Genomic DNA, 17697 nt, shown 5'->3' on the forward strand with positions numbered 1-17697 from the left:
CGAGGGGGCGCTGTAAACCCTTCCCTGGGCGCTACCGACGCCATCCATGGCGTAGGACCCCCTCTCCGACCTATTCCCGGGGCTACTCGCTCTGGATGACCTATCTTGAGCGGAGTTGTTGGTCTAGCCAGGCGAGCCGCTCCGGGGTGCCTACATCGACCCAGGCGCCGCAATGATGGCTGCCTCCTACGCGATTGTTGGCCATCGCCTGGCGCAGCAGCGGGGCCAGGGCAAAGGCGCCGGGCCCATGGTCGGCCACAAGGGCCGGGTCGAGCAGACTGATCCCGGCGAAGGTCAGCCGGGGTTCACCCTGGTCGTGGACGCGCCCTTGGGGCGTCAGGTGAAAATCGCCTCGCGGATGATGATCCGGGTTGTCGACCAACACCAGGTGTGCGAGGTCGTCATTCAGGGCGGGCAGGCTGGCCGGGTCCAGGTCGCACCAGATGTCGCCGTTGACCAGCAGGAAGGGCGAGTCGCCCAGCAGTGGCAGCGCGCGCTGAATGCCGCCGCCGGTCTCGAGCGGGGTCTCCTCCCGGCTCCAGGAGATGGCGACGCCGAAGGCCGAGCCATCGCCCAGGGCCTCGATGATCTGCCCGGCCCGGTAGCTGACGTTGATCACCACCTCGTGGATGCCGGCCACCGCCAAGCGTTCCAGATGGTGAACGATGAGCGGCTTGCCGGCCACCGGCAGCAGCGGCTTGGGGCAGCGGTCGGTGAGGGGGCGCATGCGCGTACCGAGCCCGGCAGCGAGTATCATCGCCTTCATGGGCGGGCTCCGGGGTCGACGCCATCGGCCATGAGCCGCGCTTCCAGCGCGGGGCGGAAATGGGTAGTGAGCCAATCGCGAAACGCCTGGTGTTCGGGCAGGCCGGCCAGGCTTTCCTCCAGGTGGCCGAGGAAGTGGGGCAGGCGTTGCAGGTAGCCTTCACGCCCGTCGCGCAGCGTCAGGCGGCAGAAGATGCCCAACACCTTGAGCGCCCGCTGGGCCGCCATGGCCTGTGCCTGGTGCAGGAATGTCTCGGTCGTGGTGGCGCTGGAAAGGCGTCCGTCGGCGATGGCCCGTCGGCGGAAGGCCTCGATCCAGGCCTCGAAGCGCTCCGGCGGGAAACGGCAGTAGCGGCCGCGCAGCAGCGAGATCGGGTCATAGCTGATGGGGCCGGCCACTGCGTCCTGGAAGTCGATCAGATAGAGCCGCTCGTCTTGCACCATCAAGTTCATGGCGTCGAAATCCCGATGCACCGTGACCACCGGCTGGGCCAACGCCGAGTCGACCAGCGACTCGCGCAGCGTGTCCCAGCCCGGCGGAAACTCCGGCATGCCGAGCCATTCTCTCAGGCACCACTCAGGGAAAAGCGCCAGCTCCCGCCCCAGCAGGGCGGAATCATAGGGCGGAAGGTCATGGGGTCCGGCGCGGTTTTGCAGCTCGTGGATCAGGTCGAGGGCGTGGTTATGCCAGGCCAGGGTGTCCGAGGCATCGTCGCCATGGAAACGAACCTGAAGCGGCTCATCTCCCAGGTCATCAAGTTCGATGAAGCCCTCGTCCAAGTCTAGCGCATGCAGGTTCGGTACCGGCAGGCCAGCGGCTTGCCAGCGTCGGGCGATGGCGGCGAAGGGGCGGCTGTCTTCCTGTGGCGTGGGAGCATCCATCAGCATCCGCGTGGTACCGTCGGGCAGGCGCAGCCGGAAGTAGCGTCGAAAACTGGCGTCGCCTGCGGCCAGCTGCAAATCGCAGGCATCGATGGGAAGATTGTGTTGCTTTGCCGCCCAGCGGCGCAGGGCATCGAATCGCTTCGCGGTGTCGGCCTGGGGCATGCGGGCTCCTTGCTGATGTCGGGCGGTGCCGGTTGACGCCCGTTGGGCACCGCCGCATGCTCGCTCAATCACATACGACAGGCCGGGTAGGGTCTGTATAATACCGATTCTCTCCCGCAAGGACATCGTGGAACATGGGCAAGGGACAAGCAGGGGCAGCGCTCGCTGGCCTGATCACATACGGCCTGACCTATGGCGCGCTGTCGGCGGTGGCACTGGAGCCCCTGCCGGGCGTTCAGCTTGACTGGCACCCATGGGGCGAGACTCGCCCGGCGGGGGCGCTCTGTCGTGGCACCTATGTGATGCCCGAGTACCGCCTGCCGGCAACAGATGATCCCCAACAGGTGCGTACCGAATCCGATAGCGCCTTCTATGGCGAGGAAGGCGAGACGATTCTGGGCGGTGAAGTCATCCTGCGGCGAGGCGACAGTCAGCTGGAATCGCCCCAGGTCAGTGTGCCGGCTTCGCGGGAGCAGGCGTTTGCCGAGGGGCCGCTGGCGTTACGCGACCAGAATCTGCTGGTACGTGGGCAGTCCGCCGAGGTTTCTCTGGTCAGCGATGCCGCCCATATCGACTCGGCGCACTACGTCATCCACGACCAGCGCCTGAGGGGCAATGCGTTGCAGCTTGCGCGCCAGGAGGATGGCCGCTATCGGTTGACCGCGGCGAACTTCACCACCTGCGACCCGGGCGACGAGATGTGGCGCCTGGTGACCGGCGACCTGGTGCTCGACCGCGAGACGGGCTTCGGCACCGCTCGGCATGCCCGCCTGGAGATGGGGCAGGTGCCGGTCTTCTACTGGCCCTGGGTCCGTTTCCCCATCGACGATCGTCGCCATACCGGCTTCCTGTGGCCGGAGATTGGCGCCTCGGGCGGCGCCCTGGACTATGCCCAGCCGTTCTACTGGAATATCGCGCCCAATCACGATGCCACCTTGACCCCGCGTCTGATCACCGACCGGGGCCTGCTCTTGGGGGGCGAGTATCGCTACCTCTTCCCCACCGATGCCGGCCAGGTCGAAGGTGCCTTTCTTTCCAGCGATGGCGGCGGCTCCAGCGACGACCCCAATGCCGCCTCGCGCCGCTTCGAGGGCGAGGATCGCTGGTATATCGACTATCGGCACTCCGGATACTTCGACCGGCGCAATCGCTATGACCTGCGCTACGGTGGTGCCAGCGACGGCCGCTACTTCGACGACTATGGCAGCATCTTCGGCGATGACCCCTCCAACATGCACCGCCTGGCCCGTTTGCAGCACCTTGGCGATGTCTGGCAATTCGATGCCCGGGCCGAAGGGTTTCAGCGGCTGGACGATCCGCTGCGGGAACGAGACAAGCCGTTCTATCGGCTTCCCAGCCTGACGGCGAACGCGCGCTTCACCCAGGAGGGAGGGTTCTATCAGCAGTGGCGCTCCAACCTCACCTATTTCTGGCGTGATGTGGACGAAGTGGCCATTCCGCGGGAGCGGGAGGCAGCAGTGGGCAGCCGACTTCATCTATCTCCGGCAACGGGCTGGCGCTTCGATGAGAGCTGGGGCTATCTCGAGCCCAGGGTCGAGTGGCTCTATACCGCCTATGCCCTCGACTATGGACAGCGCGATATCGATCGGGATACCTCGCTGCAGCGGGCTGTGCCGGTATCGTCAATCGACGGCGGGCTGGTCTTCGAGCGGGAACTGGATCTCGGCGGTCGCGACTACCGTCATACCCTGGAGCCACGGCTCAACTATGCCTACGTACCCGTTCAGGACCAGCGTGACTTCCCCGTCTTCGATACCAGCGAGCGCGCTTTCTCCTGGAATCAGCTCTGGTCGCCTCATCGTTTCTCCGGCTCGGACCGGGTGGGGGACCTCAATCGGCTGTCCGTTGGCCTCGAGTCACGCCTGCTGGAGGACGCAGGAGGGCGTGAACGTCTTTCGTTCGGGGTGGGCCAGGCGTTCTACTTCGATGACCGCAACATCGATCTCGATGGCGACCCCGATACATTGCCACCGGAGTCGGATTTCGAGCGTTTCTATAATGCCACGCGGGATCGTTCATCGCTGATCTCGCGGCTCGACTGGCAGATCGACGATCATTGGCGAAGCCGCCTGGAGTGGATCTACGATGACCGGCAGCAGCGCACCGAACGCAGCTCGGCCTATCTGCAGTATCGTGCCGATGCCGGACACGTATTGAACCTTGGCTATCGCTGGGAACTCCAAGGGTTCGATCCTTCAGTGGAGCCCGACGATGACGAGTTTCGTGACTTCGATCGTGAAGAGTTCGACCTGTCGTTTGCCTGGAACGCATCGCCGCGGGTGGACCTGATCGGTCGGGCGCTGTACGACTACACCAATGACCGCTTTCTGGACCAGTTGGCGGGTGTGCAGTGGAACGACTGCTGCTATGGTCTGCAGCTCGTCTGGCGCCGCTGGATCGATGACAGTGGTACCGCACGGATCGATAATGACGTCACCGAGCACGGCATTTTCCTGCGCTTCGTGCTGAAGGGGCTGGGTGGCGTCGGCGGCGACGCCGGCGACTATTTCGAACAGGCCGTTCCGGGTTACCGTGCCACCGCGTTTTGAGGTGGCCCAAGCAGGTTTTCTATCAGAGACACCATGAGAGGAAAGAACGTTATGCGCATCCCGCGAATTGCCACCCTGGGCGTGACCCTGGCGCTGGCCCTATGCCTCGGTGCCGTGTCGCTTACCGCCCAGGCACAGAGTTTCCAGCCGGTGGAGCGTCAGTCGCTGGACCGCATCGTGGCAGTGGTCAATCAACACGCCATCATGGAGAGCGAGCTTGCCGAGCGCGTGGAGCTGGTGCGCAGCCAGGTGGCGGGCCAGGACCAGGGGCTGCCCCCTGAATCGATGCTGCGCGAGCAGGTGCTTGAGAACATCATCGTCGAGGAGATCCAGCTGCAGATGGCGCGCCGCGCCGGGCTTAGCGTCGACGACACCGAACTCAACCGCCAGATGCGGGCGATCGCCGAAAGCAATGGCATGACGTTGGAGCAGTTCGCCGATGCCCTGGAAGCCGACGGCCTGACGATGGCTGCAGTGCGGGAGGAGATCCGCCGTGAGATGCTGATGCGCGAACTTCACCAGCGCCAGGTGGGTTCGCGCGTCAATGTCAGCGAGCGTGAAGTGGAGCGTTTTATCGAGCAGCGGGGCGGTGGTGTAGGCCGTGACCAGGCGCGCCAGATGGTATTCCAGCAGAAGGCTGAAGAGACTCTGGATGCCTGGATCCAGGAGATTCGCGCCGAGGCGTTCGTCGACAATCGCCTCTCCAACTCCCGCTGATGGCAGTGGCGGTTCAGGCGCCTGTCCTGGCACTGACTACCGGCGAGCCCGCCGGAATCGGGCCCGAACTGGCTCTGCAACTGGCGGCCGGTCCGGGGTTGCCGGCGCGGGTTGTGGCGGTGGGCGATCCGCAGCTGCTGGCCGAGCGTGCCGCCATGGTAGACGCTCGGGTCGAGCTGGTGACGCTGGCACCAGATGAACCGGTGCCGGCGCCGAAGGCCGGTGTGCTGCCGGTCTGGCCGGTGGCGCTGCGGGAGCCGAGCCTGCCGGGTCGGCTGGCGGTCGCCAATTCCGACTATGTGCTGGAAACCCTGGACCTGGCGGTACGGGCGTGTCTTGCCGGTGACGCTGCCGGCATGGTCACCGCCCCCCTGCACAAGGGGGTGATACTCGATGCCGGCCATGCGGGGTTCAGCGGCCATACCGAATACCTTCGCGATGCCTGTGGCGTCGATGAGGTGGTGATGATGCTGGCCACTGACCAGGCGCTGCATGCCAGCGAAGCGAGCTGGCAGGGTGGGGCTGCCCTGAGGGTGGCGCTGGCCACCACTCATCTGCCGCTGAAGGACGTGGCTGGGGCCATTACCGACGCGCGCCTGGCGCGAATCCTGCGTATCCTGCAGGCCGACCTCAAGCGCTGGTTCGGCGTTGAGAACCCGCGCATCGCCGTCTGTGGCCTCAACCCCCATGCCGGAGAAGGGGGTCACCTGGGTCGCGAGGAGATCGAGGTCATCGTGCCCTGCCTCGAGCGGCTGCGCGGCGAGGGCCTATGCCTCGATGGGCCGCTGCCGGCCGACACCCTGTTCACGCCGCGACATCTGGCAGGCGTGGATGCCGTATTGGCGATGTATCATGACCAGGGCCTGCCGGTGCTCAAGTATGCCGGCTTCGGCCGTGCCGCCAATATCACCCTGGGGCTGCCGCTGGTACGGACCTCGGTGGACCATGGCACGGCGCTGGACCTGGCAGGCCGCGGTGTTGCCGACCCGGGCAGCCTGCGCGTGGCCATCGCGCTAGCCGCCGACATGGCCCGCCGAGGCGCGGCCGCTTCACTATCCTGACGAACGACAAGACAAGGACTTTTTCATGGCATCGCGCCCGCCGGTCCACCGCGCTCGCAAGCGCTTCGGCCAGAATTTCCTGCGTGACCCCGGCATCATCTCGCGCATTGTGCGGGCCATAGCCCCTCGCCCCGGTGATCGCCTGGTGGAGATCGGCCCCGGTCAGGGCGCCCTGACCGAACCACTGGTAGAGGCAGCCGATGGACGGCTCGAGGTGATCGAGCTGGACCGTGACCTGATACCCGGGCTGCGGGTGCAGTTCTTCAACGTTCCCGATTTCATCATCCACGAGGGCGATGCGCTCAAGTTCGACTTTCGCGCCCTGCGTGGCGAGGGCGAGCCGCTGCGGGTGGTCGGTAACCTGCCCTATAACATCTCCACGCCTCTCATCAGTCACCTGCTCGAGGCGGGAGACGCGATAGCCGACATGCACTTCATGCTGCAGAAGGAAGTGGTCGAACGCCTGGCCGCCGAACCGGGCGGCCCCGACTGGGGGCGGCTGTCGGTCATGGCGCAATACCGCTGTCGGGTCGATGCGCTGTTCACCGTGCCACCGGAAGCCTTCGTCCCACGCCCAAAGGTCGAGTCGGCCATCGTCAGGCTGACGCCCCACTCGCGACTGCCGCATCCGGCAAATGACGAGACGCTGCTATTCCATGTGGTGCGTCAGGCCTTCGGCCAGCGGCGCAAGACGCTGCGCAACAATCTCAAGGGTCGCATCGAAGCCGATGCCCTCGCGGCCTTGGGCATCGAGCCGTCTCGCCGGCCTCAGACACTGACGATCGAAGAGTTCGTCCGCATCGCCAACCATCTGTCCGCTTTGGAGGCGACGTCATGAATCGGGGAACGAATACGCCACAGACAAGTGAAGTGCTGGTTGACGTCGAGCCCGCCTTCCGCGGAGATGAATCCTCCAGCGATGAAGCACGCTATGTCTTCAGCTATACGGTGACTATCCACAATCATTCAGCACGCAGCATGCAACTGCTGGCTCGTCACTGGAAGATCACCCAGGGCAGTGGCAAGGTGCAGGAGGTGCGTGGCAAGGGAGTGGTCGGTCAACAGCCGATGATTGGCCCAGGGCAGACCTTTCGCTATACCAGTCGCGCTATCCTGGATGGGCCGGTAGGCGTCATGGAGGGGGCCTATACCTGTGTCGATACTGCCAGCCAGCGGCCCTTCGAGGTGGAAATCCCCCCCTTCCGACTGGCCACTCCCAACCAGATACACTGAAGCGACGAGAACGGCAGGGGGGAGCATATGACGACCTACGCCATCGGAGACTTGCAGGGCTGTCACGCCGAATTCGTCGAACTGCTCGAACGGCTCGCTTTCGATCCCCGGCATGATCGCCTTTGGCTTGCCGGTGACCTGGTCAATCGTGGGCCGGGGTCGCTGGATTGCCTGCGCGAAGTGCGGGCACTCGGCGAGGCTGCCGTGACGGTACTGGGCAACCACGACCTCCATTTGTTGGCGGTGGCGCGTGGCGGGGCATCGCTTAACCGCAAGGATACCCTCGAGAGCATTCTTGAGGCACCGGATCGTGAGGCGCTGCTCGACTGGCTGCAGTCTCGCCCGTTGCTGGTGCGACAGGCGGTGGCAGGGCAGGGCGATACGGTGATGAGTCATGCGGGAGTGCTGCCGCAGTGGTCACCGGCGCTGGCCGAGGTGCTGGCCGGCGAAGTGGTCGGCGAGCTGCGCAGCGAGCGCAGCGGTGCCTTTCTCGAGCAGATGTACGGCAATGAGCCCGCCTGCTGGCATGATTCGCTCGAAGGAGTCGACCGGCTGCGCGCCATCGTCAATGTGCTGACCCGGATGCGCTTCATCGACGCCGAGGGCTGTCTCGATTTCTCTGCCAAGGAGGGCCTGGACAGCGCGCCAGCCGGCTTTGCCCCCTGGTTCTGCTATCCTCGCCAGGATGAGGCCCGGCTGGTGTTCGGTCACTGGGCGGCCCTGGAGGGGAAGGCCCCCGGTGCGCGCGCCCGGGTCGAGGCGCTTGATACCGGCTGTGTCTGGGGCGGCAGGCTGACGGCATTGAATCTCTCCACCGGCGAGCGTACTGGCGTGCCCAGTCATCAGCGCCGCTGATCTTTTCCTCCGACCCGGGAGCCAGCCATGACGCCCCCTTCGTACCAGCACCTGACGCCCGAGACCCTCGATGCATGGCTGACTGCGGATGATCCCCTTACGCTGGTGGATATTCGTGACCCGGCGAGCTTCGCCAATGGCCGCATACCCGGCAGCCTGCATCTGGACAACGACAGCTTGCCGGCGTTGCTCGAGGCCGCGCCCCGTGGGCAGCCAATGGTGGTCATCTGCTATCACGGTCACTCCAGTCAGCAGGCGGCAGACTGGCTGGCGGGCGTGGGTTTTGCCGAGGTCTATAGCCTCGATGGCGGGTTCACCGAATGGCAGCACCGGCATCCGGGCAGGGTGGAGCGCTGAGGTATGAGAAGAGGGCGAGACCGTTACCTTGAGGGACTCGAGGCCTATCGGGTGGGCGGGGCGGTCCGTGACTCTCGGCTGGGCTGGCCGGTCAAGGACACCGACTGGGTGGTGGTGGGGGCCACGCCGGAGGAGATGCAGCGGCGGGGCTTTCGTCCGGTAGGTCGGGATTTCCCGGTTTTCCTGCACCCCGAAACCCACGAGGAGTATGCCCTGGCCCGTACCGAGCGAAAGTCCGGCCATGGCTATACCGGTTTCGTCGTGCATGCCAGCCCCGAGGTGACGCTGGAGGAGGACCTGGCTCGTCGCGACCTGACAATCAATGCCATGGCCGAGACGCCGGACGGGAGGCTCGTCGACCCCTACGGCGGTCTTGAGGACCTCGAGGCCCGAGTGCTGCGCCACGTGTCGCCGGCCTTCGTCGAGGATCCGCTGCGGGTGCTGCGTACCGCCCGGTTTCTGGCCCGCTATGCCGGGCTTGGCTTCACCATCGCCGATGAAACCCTGGCACTGATGCGGGAACTGGCCGAGAGCGGAGAGTTGACCCACCTGGTGGCCGAGCGGGTCTGGACCGAGACCGAGAAGGCGCTGGGCGAACCTGGCCCGGCGGTCTACTTTCGGGTATTGGACGACTGCGGCGCCCTTGCCGTGTTGCTGCCCGAGCTGGCGCGGGATGCCGAAATGCTGGAAGCGGCGCTGGCGCGACTGGACTGCCTGCCGGAGGGGCTGGCAGGCGATGAACGCTGGCGCTGGGCACGGCTGGTCGAGCATCTGGATCACGAAGCCCGTGATGCCATGGCAGATCGTTTGCGTTTGCCTCGCGCCTATCGCGACCTGGCGCGACAAGCGGCGCTGACGCGATGGCTTCGTGATCAGCCTGGGCCTGGTCCGGCGGCGGTGCATGAGTGGCTGGATGGCATCGATGCCTGGCGACGTGGCGAGCGGGTCGCACCGCTACTGGCGCTGGTCGAACTCGAAGTGCCTAGGCTCGCCGAAACGCTCGGGCGCGCCTGGCGAGCCGTCGCTCAGCTGTCGCCCAGAATCCTGGTCGAAGAGGGCTTCAAGGGGGGCGCGCTGGGCACAGAGCTGGCCCGACGCCGCCGGGCCATTATCGTGCAGGTGCTGGATCAGGATGCCCGCTCGGATGCCTGATGGTTCGCTCGTCTCAGCCGTCGGAACGGATGCGGGCGATGATCTCGTGCAACCGTTCCTCTGCCTCGTCATTGGCGACCTGGCAGGTGCCGGCATTGAAGTGGCCGCCACCACCGTAGGCCAGGCAGAGTTCGCCAACGTTGGTGCGGCTGGAGCGGTCGAGGATTGACTTGCCGATGGCAAACACGGTGTTTTGCTTTCTCAGCCCCCACATCACGTGAATGGAGATATTGCAGTCCGGGTAGAGGGCATAGATGACGAAGCGGTTGGTGGCATAGATGGTCTCTTCGTCGCGCAGGTCGAGAACCACCAGATTGCCGTGAACCGCTGCGCAGCGCTGGATCTGATCCCGGGCCTTGTCGCTGTGTTCCCGATACAGCTCGATGCGCTCCTGCACGTCAGGCAGGTCGAGGATCTCCTCGATACTGTGCTCCCGGCAGTAGTCGATGAGCTTCATCATCAACTGGTAGTTCGAGATGCGGAAGTCGCGGAAGCGCCCGAGCCCGGTGCGCGCATCCATGATGAAGTTGAGCAGCACCCAGCCTTGCGGATTCAGCACCTCTTCGCGGTCGAACTGGGCCGAATCACCCTTGTCCACGGCGTCCATCATGTCGTCCCAGCGAGCGGGGAAGGCGTCATGACCGCCATAGTGGCGCCACACTACTCTCGCTGCCGAAGGGGCGTCGGGATCGATGACATGATTGTCCGCCCGCTGCTCGTTGCGCAGCGTTTCGCTGAGGTGGTGGTCGAAGGCGAGGTGGCAGCCGGGCACATAGGGCAGGTTGGTGGTAATGTCCCGATCGCTGATCTCGATCTTGCCATCCTGCATATCCTTGGGATGCACGAAGAGGATGTCATCGATCAGGTCGAGGTGCTTGAGCAGGGCACCGCATACCAGACCATCGAAGTCGCTGCGTGTCACAAGGCGGAATTTGGCAGGCATCATGATTCCTTTTCTTGTTCATTTTGGGGCTCCTTTACGAAGCATTACCCAAGTTTACCTAACTGCGTGCGGTTGCCAACTAAATCCGACGGGCCACAGTCGCTGGTCGGGGGCATTGAAATTTTCCCAGAGCTCGCCATAGGTGCGTCCATCGCGAGGATGGCGCGCTTCGGGCAACAGTTCGGCCAAGGGCTGTAGCACGAAGGCGTGCTGAAGAATCTCTCCCCGCGGCAGTTCGACCCCATCATGTTCTCCGATCAGGTCGCCCACCGTCAGCAGGTCGATGTCCAGGGTGCGCGGGCTGAACTTGGGACTCTCCTTGCGCCGGCCATTGGCGAACTCCAGGCGCTTGCACCAGGCCTGAAGCTCGCCAACCGTCCAGTCGCTCTCGAAGGCGACGACGAGATTGAAGAAGTTGCGACCATCCTCGAACCCTACCGGCTCGCTTTCGAAGACACGCGAGACTGCCAGGCTACCGAAGGTGCTCGCCAAGGCATCCAGGCAGGTGCGAACGTGATGCTCTCGGTCGATGTTGCTGCCAATGCTGGCGCTGATCAGGGCCATCACGTCTCCTCTGGCCGGGTGCCCCGCTCGATGCGAACGCCGACTGCGGCGGCGGCGGGCACGGCACCGGGTTTACGCACGGTGAGGCGCAGCCATGGAATGGCGAACTCATCACGCAGTGTCTCCGCGAGTCGCTCACTGAAGGTTTCCACCAGGGCGAAATCGTGATCGCTTGCAAAGCGGGTGACCCGCTCGCTGATGGCGGCATAGTCGAGGGTGAGGGAAATATCATCGCCGGTTGCAGCGGGGCGAATGTCGGTGGCCAGCTCCAGGTCGAGCAGCAACCGCTGGGTGATGGTTCGCTCCCAGTCATAGACGCCGATCACGGTCTCCACTGCGAGCGACTCGATCAGTACACGATCCATGGTGCCTCCCCGTAGGCGGAGGATGCGTTGGCATCCAATTTGGCGCCCGATTGTACGTGAGCCGCCGGGGGGATGACAGGACAATGCCCTGTCTTAACGCCGTCCGGGGTGGCAGAATCCGGAGCATGGGTATGGCAGGAGACAAGAACAGGTGACATCGGTCGAGTGGCTGCCACTGCTGCTGGGGGTGGGCTATCTCAGCGGTTCCTGGCTGGGTGCGCTGAGCGTGTGCCGAATGGCAGGCGTGGAGGACCCGCGGCTGGGCGGGTCCCATAACCCGGGGTTCTCCAATGTGCTGCGGCTGCATGGCCGCCGGCTGGCACTGGCGACCCTGCTGCTGGATGCCTTCAAGGGCATGCCTGTGCTCTGGTTGTCCCTGTGGCTTGGGCTGCCGCCCTGGGCCCAGGGGATGGTCGGCCTGGCGGTGCTGCTGGGCCACAGCTACCCTATCTGGCACCGCTTTCGCGGTGGCAAGGCCGTCGCCAGTGCTTTCGGCGTGATGCTTGTCCTGACGCCCTGGGTGGCGTTGTGTTGTGCCCTGCTCTGGGCAATCCTGGCCTGGCGCGTGCGCACTGCCGCGGTGGCCTCTCTGGCCAGTGGCGGGCTGGCGCCGTTGGTCAGCGTCTGGCTGGCGCCGGACTATGTCATCGTGGTGATGGCCTTTACCGCGCTGGTGCTGGCACGGCATATGCTGAATATCCGGCGCCTCAGGCGCGGCGACGAGCAGGGATTCTAACAGGCTGGTGCCGGGGCAAGCGGCGCGGAGGTGGGCGTCGCCGCCATCAGTTGCCGTTTGGTGCTCGCAGGGTATCCATCGGCCAGCGTGGTACGGCCTTCATGATGCCGATCTCGTCGCGCTCACCCGCCGACAGCCGCTGAGCGCCCACATAGGCGATCATCGCGCCGTTATCGGTGCAGAAGCGGCCACGGGGATAATAGGTGCGGGCGCTGCGCTTGTCGGTCTCCCGTTCCAGCCGTTCCCGCAGGCGCGCATTGGCACTGACGCCGCCCGCCATCACCAGCCGCTTGAGCCCGGTGGCGTCCAGCGCACGGCGACACTTGATCACCAGCGTATCTACCACCGCCTCCTCGAAGGCCCGGGCCACGTCGGCCCGAGCCTGGTCGTCGAGCGCGCCATCCTGCTCCAGCCGTTTCAGGGTGGTCAGGGTATGGGTCTTGAGCCCCGAGAAGCTGAAGTCGAGCCCCGGGCGGTCGGTCATGGGGCGTGGAAAGCGAAAGCGACCGGGGTCGCCCAGTTCGGCGAGTTTCGCTACCTGTGGGCCGCCGGGGTAGGAGAGCCCCAGCATCTTGGCCGCCTTGTCGAAGGCCTCTCCGGCGGCGTCATCCACCGACTCGCCCAGCAGCCGATAGTCGCCCAGTCCCTGGACCTCGACCAGCTGGGTGTGACCACCCGATACCAGCAGCGCCACGAAGGGAAAGGCCGGCGGTGATGTCTCCAGCATCGGTGCCAGCAGGTGCCCCTCCATGTGATGCACCCCCAGCACCGGAATGGCCAGTGCTCGCGCCATGCCATGAGCGGTACTGGCTCCCACCATCAAGGCACCGACCAGCCCCGGGCCAGCGGTATAGGCAATGGCATCCAGCTCGGTGCGGGAGGCACCGGCCTGGTCGAGCACCTGCTGGATCAGTGGCAACAGTCGACGGGTGTGGTCCCGCGAGGCAAGCTCTGGTACCACGCCACCGTATTCGGCGTGCATGGCGACCTGGCTGTAGAGCGCGTCGGCCACCAGGCCGCGTTCGGTGTCATAGAGCGCGACGCCGGTTTCATCGCAGGAGGTTTCGATGCCGAGTACTAGCATGGGGTGGGCTCGTGAGAAGTGATAACCGGGATTCTACCAAACTGACCCCAGCTGGACTGCGGTTTAATGGTCGCTCGAAGGCAAGGACGACATCTTGGGTGGCAAAAGCCCCGAATCAGCCCCGCAGGTCGATGTGTTGGCCTTGACCTCCACGGCCGATGCGGCGCGCGGTGCGACTTTTCGGTGGCATTGTTTCAGGGGTTGATATCGAGAGCAGCGTCTTGGCTCGCTGCGGGGAGGGCGGTGAGTGAGAAGGCCTCCTGTACCTGGGCGAGCAGTGCCTTGCCCTGGCAGTCGCTTGCCAGCCAGCCTTGGACCAGGCCGCTCTTGACGAGCTCGGTGACCCGGGTGGTGTCTTCCGTAGCGGCAAGGGCGAGACAGGTGACTTCGGGATAGAGGGCCCGAATGCGCTTGAAGAACTCCAGGCCCGGCATCTCCGGCAGGTGCAAGCCGCCGACTACCACGCGAATGCGGTTCAGGGCGAGCAGGTCGAAGGCTTCATTGATGTGCGTGGTGGCCAAGGGGCGGTAGCCAGCCTTCTGCAACGGAGTACACAGCGCGGCAAGTGCATCTGCATCGGTATCCATCAGCAGCAGCGTGCTGTCGTCGTCGGCCGAATTGCTCTCGGGCAACGTCATCCGTCGCCGTTCCCTCAACAGGGTTTCCAGCTCCCTCGCCGGCAGCGGGCGACTGAACAGATAGCCCTGCAGTTGGTCGCAGCAATGGCGGCGCAGGGTGGCGGCCTGGGCTTGGGTTTCCACTCCTTCGGCCACGACCTGAAGGCGTAGCCCGCGTCCCATCGCGATGATGGTCTGGGCGATGGAGGCCTCATCCGGTGAGGTGGTGATGTTGGTAATGAAGCTGCGGTCGATCTTCAGCGTATCGAAGGGGAAGCGGCGCAGGTAGGCCAGGCTGGAATAGCCGGTGCCGAAGTCGTCCACGGCCAGTCGCACGCCGAGGGACTTGAGTTCGTTCAGGACTCTGATGGTCTCCTCGGGGCGCTCCATGACCGCACTTTCGGTCAGCTCCAGCTCCAGCAGTTCGGGGGGGAAGCCTGTTTCGGCCAGGATCCTGCCGACCGAGGCGGCCAGGTCTACCTGCTGTAGCTGGCGGGCCGAAAGGTTGACCGCCATATTCAGCGGGCCAAGTCCCTGGAGCTGCCATGCCTGGCCCTGCAGGCAGGCCTGGCGCAGGGCCCACTCACCCAAGGGCTGGATCAGGCCGGTATCCTCAGCGATCGGGATGAAGGTCATGGGCGAAACGTTGCCTTCGCTGGGGTGGTGCCAGCGGGCCAGTGCCTCCATGCCGACTACCTCGCCAGTGGCCAGCTCCACCTTGGGCTGGTAGTGCAGCTCGAGGGCATTGTCCTCGAGCGCACGGCGCAGGTCCTGCTCGAGTGCCAGGCGCTGCTGGGCCGCTGCATTAAGGTCTTCGGTGAAGAAGCGATAGGTGTTCTTCCCTTCCCGCGCTGCCAGACGCTGGGCCGTGGTGGCGTTGCCAAGCAGGGATTCGAGATCCTGGCCGTCCTGCGGTAGCACGCTGATGCCGGCATGCATGCTGATGCGCAGATCATGGCCTTCGATGGTCAGCGGGCGAAAGACCGTGTCGATCATTCGCTGGGCAACGGCGGCGATGCCCTGGGCATCGGGCGCGTCGGAGAGGATGACGACGAATTCGTCTCCCGCATAGCGAGCCACCATATCCTGCTGGCGAGCGCACTCCGACAACCGCTGCCCGACAGCCTGCAGCACCTTGTCGCCAACGCGATGGCCCAGGCTATCGTTAAGCAGGTGAAAGCGGCTGATATCGAGCGACAGCAGGGCGACCTGCTTGCCTCGCTGCAGGGCTTGGCTTGCCAGCTTGTCGAAGCGCTGGGCCAGCAGAGTGCGATTGGGCAGGTTCGTCAGACTGTCATAAAAGGCCAGATGGTTTATCTGCTCCTCCATCCGCTTGCGTTCGCTGATGTCGTACTGGATGCCGACGAAGTGGGTGATAATGCCGTGCCGGTTGCGAACCGGACTGATGGAGGTCAACTCCCAATAGGGTTCTCCATCCTTGCGCCGGTTCAGCACCTCCCCTTCCCACACCTTGCCTTGCTGAAGCGTCCTGCGCAGGTTGCGGTACTGGCTGCGTGGCAGCCGCCCGGGTTCAAGCAGGGGGATGCGCCTGCCTTTGATCTCTTCGGGTGCGTAGCCGGTGGTGCGTGTGAACTGGGGGTTTACATATTCGGTGATACCATTGGCATCGGTGATGACGATGGAGCTGACGCTTTGATCGATGGCCTGGTTGAGCTTCAGGAGTTCCTGCTCCGCATGAATGCGCTCGGTCACGTCTCGGCCATTGGCAACATAGTGGGTAATTTCGCCAGACGGGTCGAACAGCGGTGAAACGGCAAGCTCCTCATAGTACGAGTCGCCGCTGGCACCCAGGTTGATCAGTGTGGCACGGAAGGTGTCGCCATTTTTCAGGGCGCTGCGGAAGTCCTGGTACAGCTCGGGCGGGTTGCGTTCATGACTTTTGAAGATGCGTACATTCATGCCGAGAATGTCTTCTCGCTGGTATCCGCGCATCTGCTCGAACGCCCTGTTGACGTATTCGATTTCCCGGCGGCGATTGGTGATGATGACTGAATCGGCGCTTTGCTCGACGGCGTGAGAGAATTTTCGCAGCTCTGCCTCGGTCGCTTCTCGTTGTTCGATATCTTTGACAAGACTGCTGCGTAGGGACTCGAAGGCCTGCGCGAGGCTGCCGATCTCGTCACTGGAAAACGCCGGTAACGGTTGTTTCAAGTCATTGGCGACATGATTCACCGCTGTTTCGAGGCGCAACAGGGGATGAAGAATGCGCCGCCTGATAGACCAGACGGCAAAAACGAAGATGCTCACAGCAGTGAGAATGGAGAAGGCCACCATGGCCACGGAGAGCATGACGCCGTCACGCAGCCTGTCGAGGCTGGTTTCGAAATGATCACTTACGGCTTCCGAAAGAGTCAGCACGGAGCCGATGCCTGCCGTGGCTTGCTGGTACCACTCGGCAGCACTGACCGGGTAGGCGGCTCGATCACTGTCGGCTTCATAGACTGCGAGTCGAAGAGCCTGGTACTCATCGAGAAAGTGGGCGTCCAGCTCGGCTCTCGCCCTTGTCAGGGCAGGGATGTCAGGCAGTTGCTGGATCAGGGTCTCGACTCGGGCAAGCGAGGCTTCGACGATGTCGCGATAGCGCTGTAGTCTCGCTCGTTCATTTTCGCTCAGGGTGCGCTGCTGGGCGATGGCCGAGCCGATGATGGCCCGTTCCCGCCCGGCATACTCGCTGACATTGAACAGGGCATCCTTGATCAGCGGATTGGTGGTGTAAGAGTAGATGTTGTCCGGCATGGGGTGAGCGGTGGCATCGCGTAGCTTCGACAGGGCATCGATATAGCGTGTTGCCAGACTGATCCATTGGCTTTCATCGATCTCTGCGGCCTCGCTGGCGATACGCTGGTCTACCTTCTGGCGCGCGGTTGCCATTGTGTCGTGGTGCTGGGTGAGTTGCTGCAGGCCGCGGCGAAGGGGGTGAGTGTCGTCGATTCGAGCAAGGCTCGGCAGCTCTGAGGCAGAGGCCTGGATGGCATGATAGAGCGCATTGCCATCGTGTCGTTGGCGGGCCATCTCGTACATCATGTCCGGGCTGGCCTCGGCCGGGTGAGACAGGATGGCAGCGGTGATTCCGCGCTCCATGGCCATGACACCGCTCGCGCGAAGGGACAGGTCTGCCACCCGATTGCTCTGGTGGACCCACTGCGCGGCGTTCAGCTTGGCCCGGATCTCACGAATTTCCCAACTCGAACCCAGCAGAATCAGTAGCCCCATCAGCGTCAGCAGAAAAATCAAGAGATTGCGAATGGTCATCTGTGGCACCACGCAATGGCCCTGCCCCGCGCTCTGTTACACGCCATTGGCCAGCACTCGCGTCAAGAGTGTTAAAATACTTTACGCATCCGTAATGGAACGCTAACCCGGCGGATGGTAGAGGGCAAGCCAAAAAGCCAGCGCAATGGGTGGGGTCAATCTTTCCTTGCCTTTCGCCGCCACGTGTTTGCAAAGACTCGTTCCGGCGACTAGAATACTGTGCGCTGTAGGACTGGGTCGTGCATCCAGCAGGAGATCTTCCGCTTCTTCATGCAGTCCGGGCTTTGGTGGCTTGCTACCGGCCTGGGTTGGTGATGGCGGGAGTCATCCAGAGAGGGTGTGCGTACAAACCGAACTC

The 17697-nt window shown here is 64.1% G+C and carries 16 protein-coding genes; 9 read left to right on the forward strand and 7 right to left on the reverse strand.

Annotated features, from left to right (window positions below):
* Nucleotides 1-100: 100 nt before the first annotated feature.
* A complete protein-coding gene (gene murU / locus KZO25_RS06415; RefSeq protein WP_223136312.1) occupies nt 101-766 on the reverse strand; it encodes an N-acetylmuramate alpha-1-phosphate uridylyltransferase MurU in 666 nt (221 codons plus the stop codon).
* Nucleotides 763-1812, reverse strand: coding sequence for an aminoglycoside phosphotransferase family protein (locus KZO25_RS06420; protein WP_223136313.1), 1050 nt, complete (start codon nt 1810-1812; stop codon nt 763-765). The genes murU and KZO25_RS06420 overlap by 4 nt, the downstream gene beginning before the upstream one ends.
* Before the next feature lie 134 nt (nt 1813-1946).
* Between KZO25_RS06420 and KZO25_RS06425 the strand changes: the two genes are divergently transcribed.
* From KZO25_RS06425 to KZO25_RS06460, 8 genes are read left to right on the forward strand one after another with little or no spacing between them, the layout of a single operon-like run.
* Entirely contained in the window at nt 1947-4382 is a 2436-nt protein-coding gene (locus tag KZO25_RS06425) for an LPS-assembly protein LptD (RefSeq protein ID WP_223136314.1), read from the forward strand.
* A 51-nt stretch (nt 4383-4433) separates the two neighbouring features.
* Nucleotides 4434-5099 carry a SurA N-terminal domain-containing protein gene (locus KZO25_RS06430; protein ID WP_223136315.1) on the forward strand — a complete coding sequence of 222 codons (666 nt, stop codon included), beginning with the start codon at nt 4434-4436 and terminating at the stop codon, nt 5097-5099.
* Entirely contained in the window at nt 5099-6160 is a 1062-nt protein-coding gene (pdxA, locus tag KZO25_RS06435) for a 4-hydroxythreonine-4-phosphate dehydrogenase PdxA (RefSeq protein WP_223136316.1), read from the forward strand. The genes KZO25_RS06430 and pdxA overlap by 1 nt, the downstream gene beginning before the upstream one ends.
* Nucleotides 6161-6185: 25 nt before the next feature.
* Nucleotides 6186-6998: a 16S rRNA (adenine(1518)-N(6)/adenine(1519)-N(6))-dimethyltransferase RsmA gene (rsmA, locus tag KZO25_RS06440; protein WP_066448840.1), complete on the forward strand. Its 813-nt coding sequence runs from the start codon at nt 6186-6188 to the stop codon at nt 6996-6998.
* Nucleotides 6995-7393 (forward strand): Co2+/Mg2+ efflux protein ApaG, encoded by a 399-nt coding sequence (apaG, locus tag KZO25_RS06445; protein WP_066448838.1) that lies wholly within the window; start codon nt 6995-6997, stop codon nt 7391-7393. The genes rsmA and apaG overlap by 4 nt, the downstream gene beginning before the upstream one ends.
* A gap of 27 nt (nt 7394-7420) precedes the next feature.
* Nucleotides 7421-8248: a symmetrical bis(5'-nucleosyl)-tetraphosphatase gene (locus KZO25_RS06450; RefSeq protein WP_066448835.1), complete on the forward strand. Its 828-nt coding sequence runs from the start codon at nt 7421-7423 to the stop codon at nt 8246-8248.
* A gap of 27 nt (nt 8249-8275) precedes the next feature.
* Nucleotides 8276-8605: a thiosulfate sulfurtransferase GlpE gene (glpE, locus tag KZO25_RS06455; protein WP_066448832.1), complete on the forward strand. Its 330-nt coding sequence runs from the start codon at nt 8276-8278 to the stop codon at nt 8603-8605.
* A gap of 3 nt (nt 8606-8608) precedes the next feature.
* Nucleotides 8609-9757, forward strand: coding sequence for a polynucleotide adenylyltransferase (locus tag KZO25_RS06460; RefSeq protein ID WP_223136317.1), 1149 nt, complete (start codon nt 8609-8611; stop codon nt 9755-9757).
* 13 nt (nt 9758-9770) lie between these two features.
* Here the strand turns inward: KZO25_RS06460 and KZO25_RS06465 are convergent, their stop codons facing one another.
* From KZO25_RS06465 to folB, 3 genes are read right to left on the reverse strand one after another with little or no spacing between them, the layout of a single operon-like run.
* Nucleotides 9771-10703, reverse strand: a complete 933-nt coding sequence (locus tag KZO25_RS06465; RefSeq protein ID WP_223136318.1) for an exopolyphosphatase — start codon at nt 10701-10703, stop codon at nt 9771-9773.
* Between the two features lie 51 nt (nt 10704-10754).
* On the reverse strand, nt 10755-11264 hold the full coding sequence (gene folK, locus KZO25_RS06470; RefSeq protein ID WP_223136319.1) for a 2-amino-4-hydroxy-6-hydroxymethyldihydropteridine diphosphokinase: 510 nt from the start codon (nt 11262-11264) through the stop codon (nt 10755-10757).
* The gene (gene folB / locus KZO25_RS06475; protein ID WP_066448819.1) at nt 11264-11629 is read right to left on the reverse strand and encodes a dihydroneopterin aldolase; all 366 of its coding nucleotides are present in this window, start codon (nt 11627-11629) and stop codon (nt 11264-11266) included. The genes folK and folB overlap by 1 nt, the downstream gene beginning before the upstream one ends.
* Nucleotides 11630-11780: 151 nt before the next feature.
* Here folB and plsY point away from each other — a divergent pair, with 151 nt between their 5' ends.
* The gene (gene plsY / locus KZO25_RS06480) at nt 11781-12365 is read left to right on the forward strand and encodes a glycerol-3-phosphate 1-O-acyltransferase PlsY (RefSeq protein WP_201025314.1); all 585 of its coding nucleotides are present in this window, start codon (nt 11781-11783) and stop codon (nt 12363-12365) included.
* A 46-nt stretch (nt 12366-12411) separates the two neighbouring features.
* Here plsY and tsaD read toward each other — a convergent pair whose 3' ends face one another.
* Entirely contained in the window at nt 12412-13449 is a 1038-nt protein-coding gene (tsaD, locus tag KZO25_RS06485) for a tRNA (adenosine(37)-N6)-threonylcarbamoyltransferase complex transferase subunit TsaD (protein WP_223136320.1), read from the reverse strand.
* A 194-nt stretch (nt 13450-13643) separates the two neighbouring features.
* Nucleotides 13644-17339 (reverse strand): EAL domain-containing protein, encoded by a 3696-nt coding sequence (locus tag KZO25_RS06490; RefSeq protein ID WP_223136321.1) that lies wholly within the window; start codon nt 17337-17339, stop codon nt 13644-13646.
* Between the last annotated feature and the right edge of the window lie 358 nt (nt 17340-17697).

The sequence above is a fragment of the Halomonas sp. ANAO-440 genome, from assembly GCF_019915905.1.
In the GTDB taxonomy this organism is placed as follows: domain Bacteria; phylum Pseudomonadota; class Gammaproteobacteria; order Pseudomonadales; family Halomonadaceae; genus Halomonas; species Halomonas chromatireducens.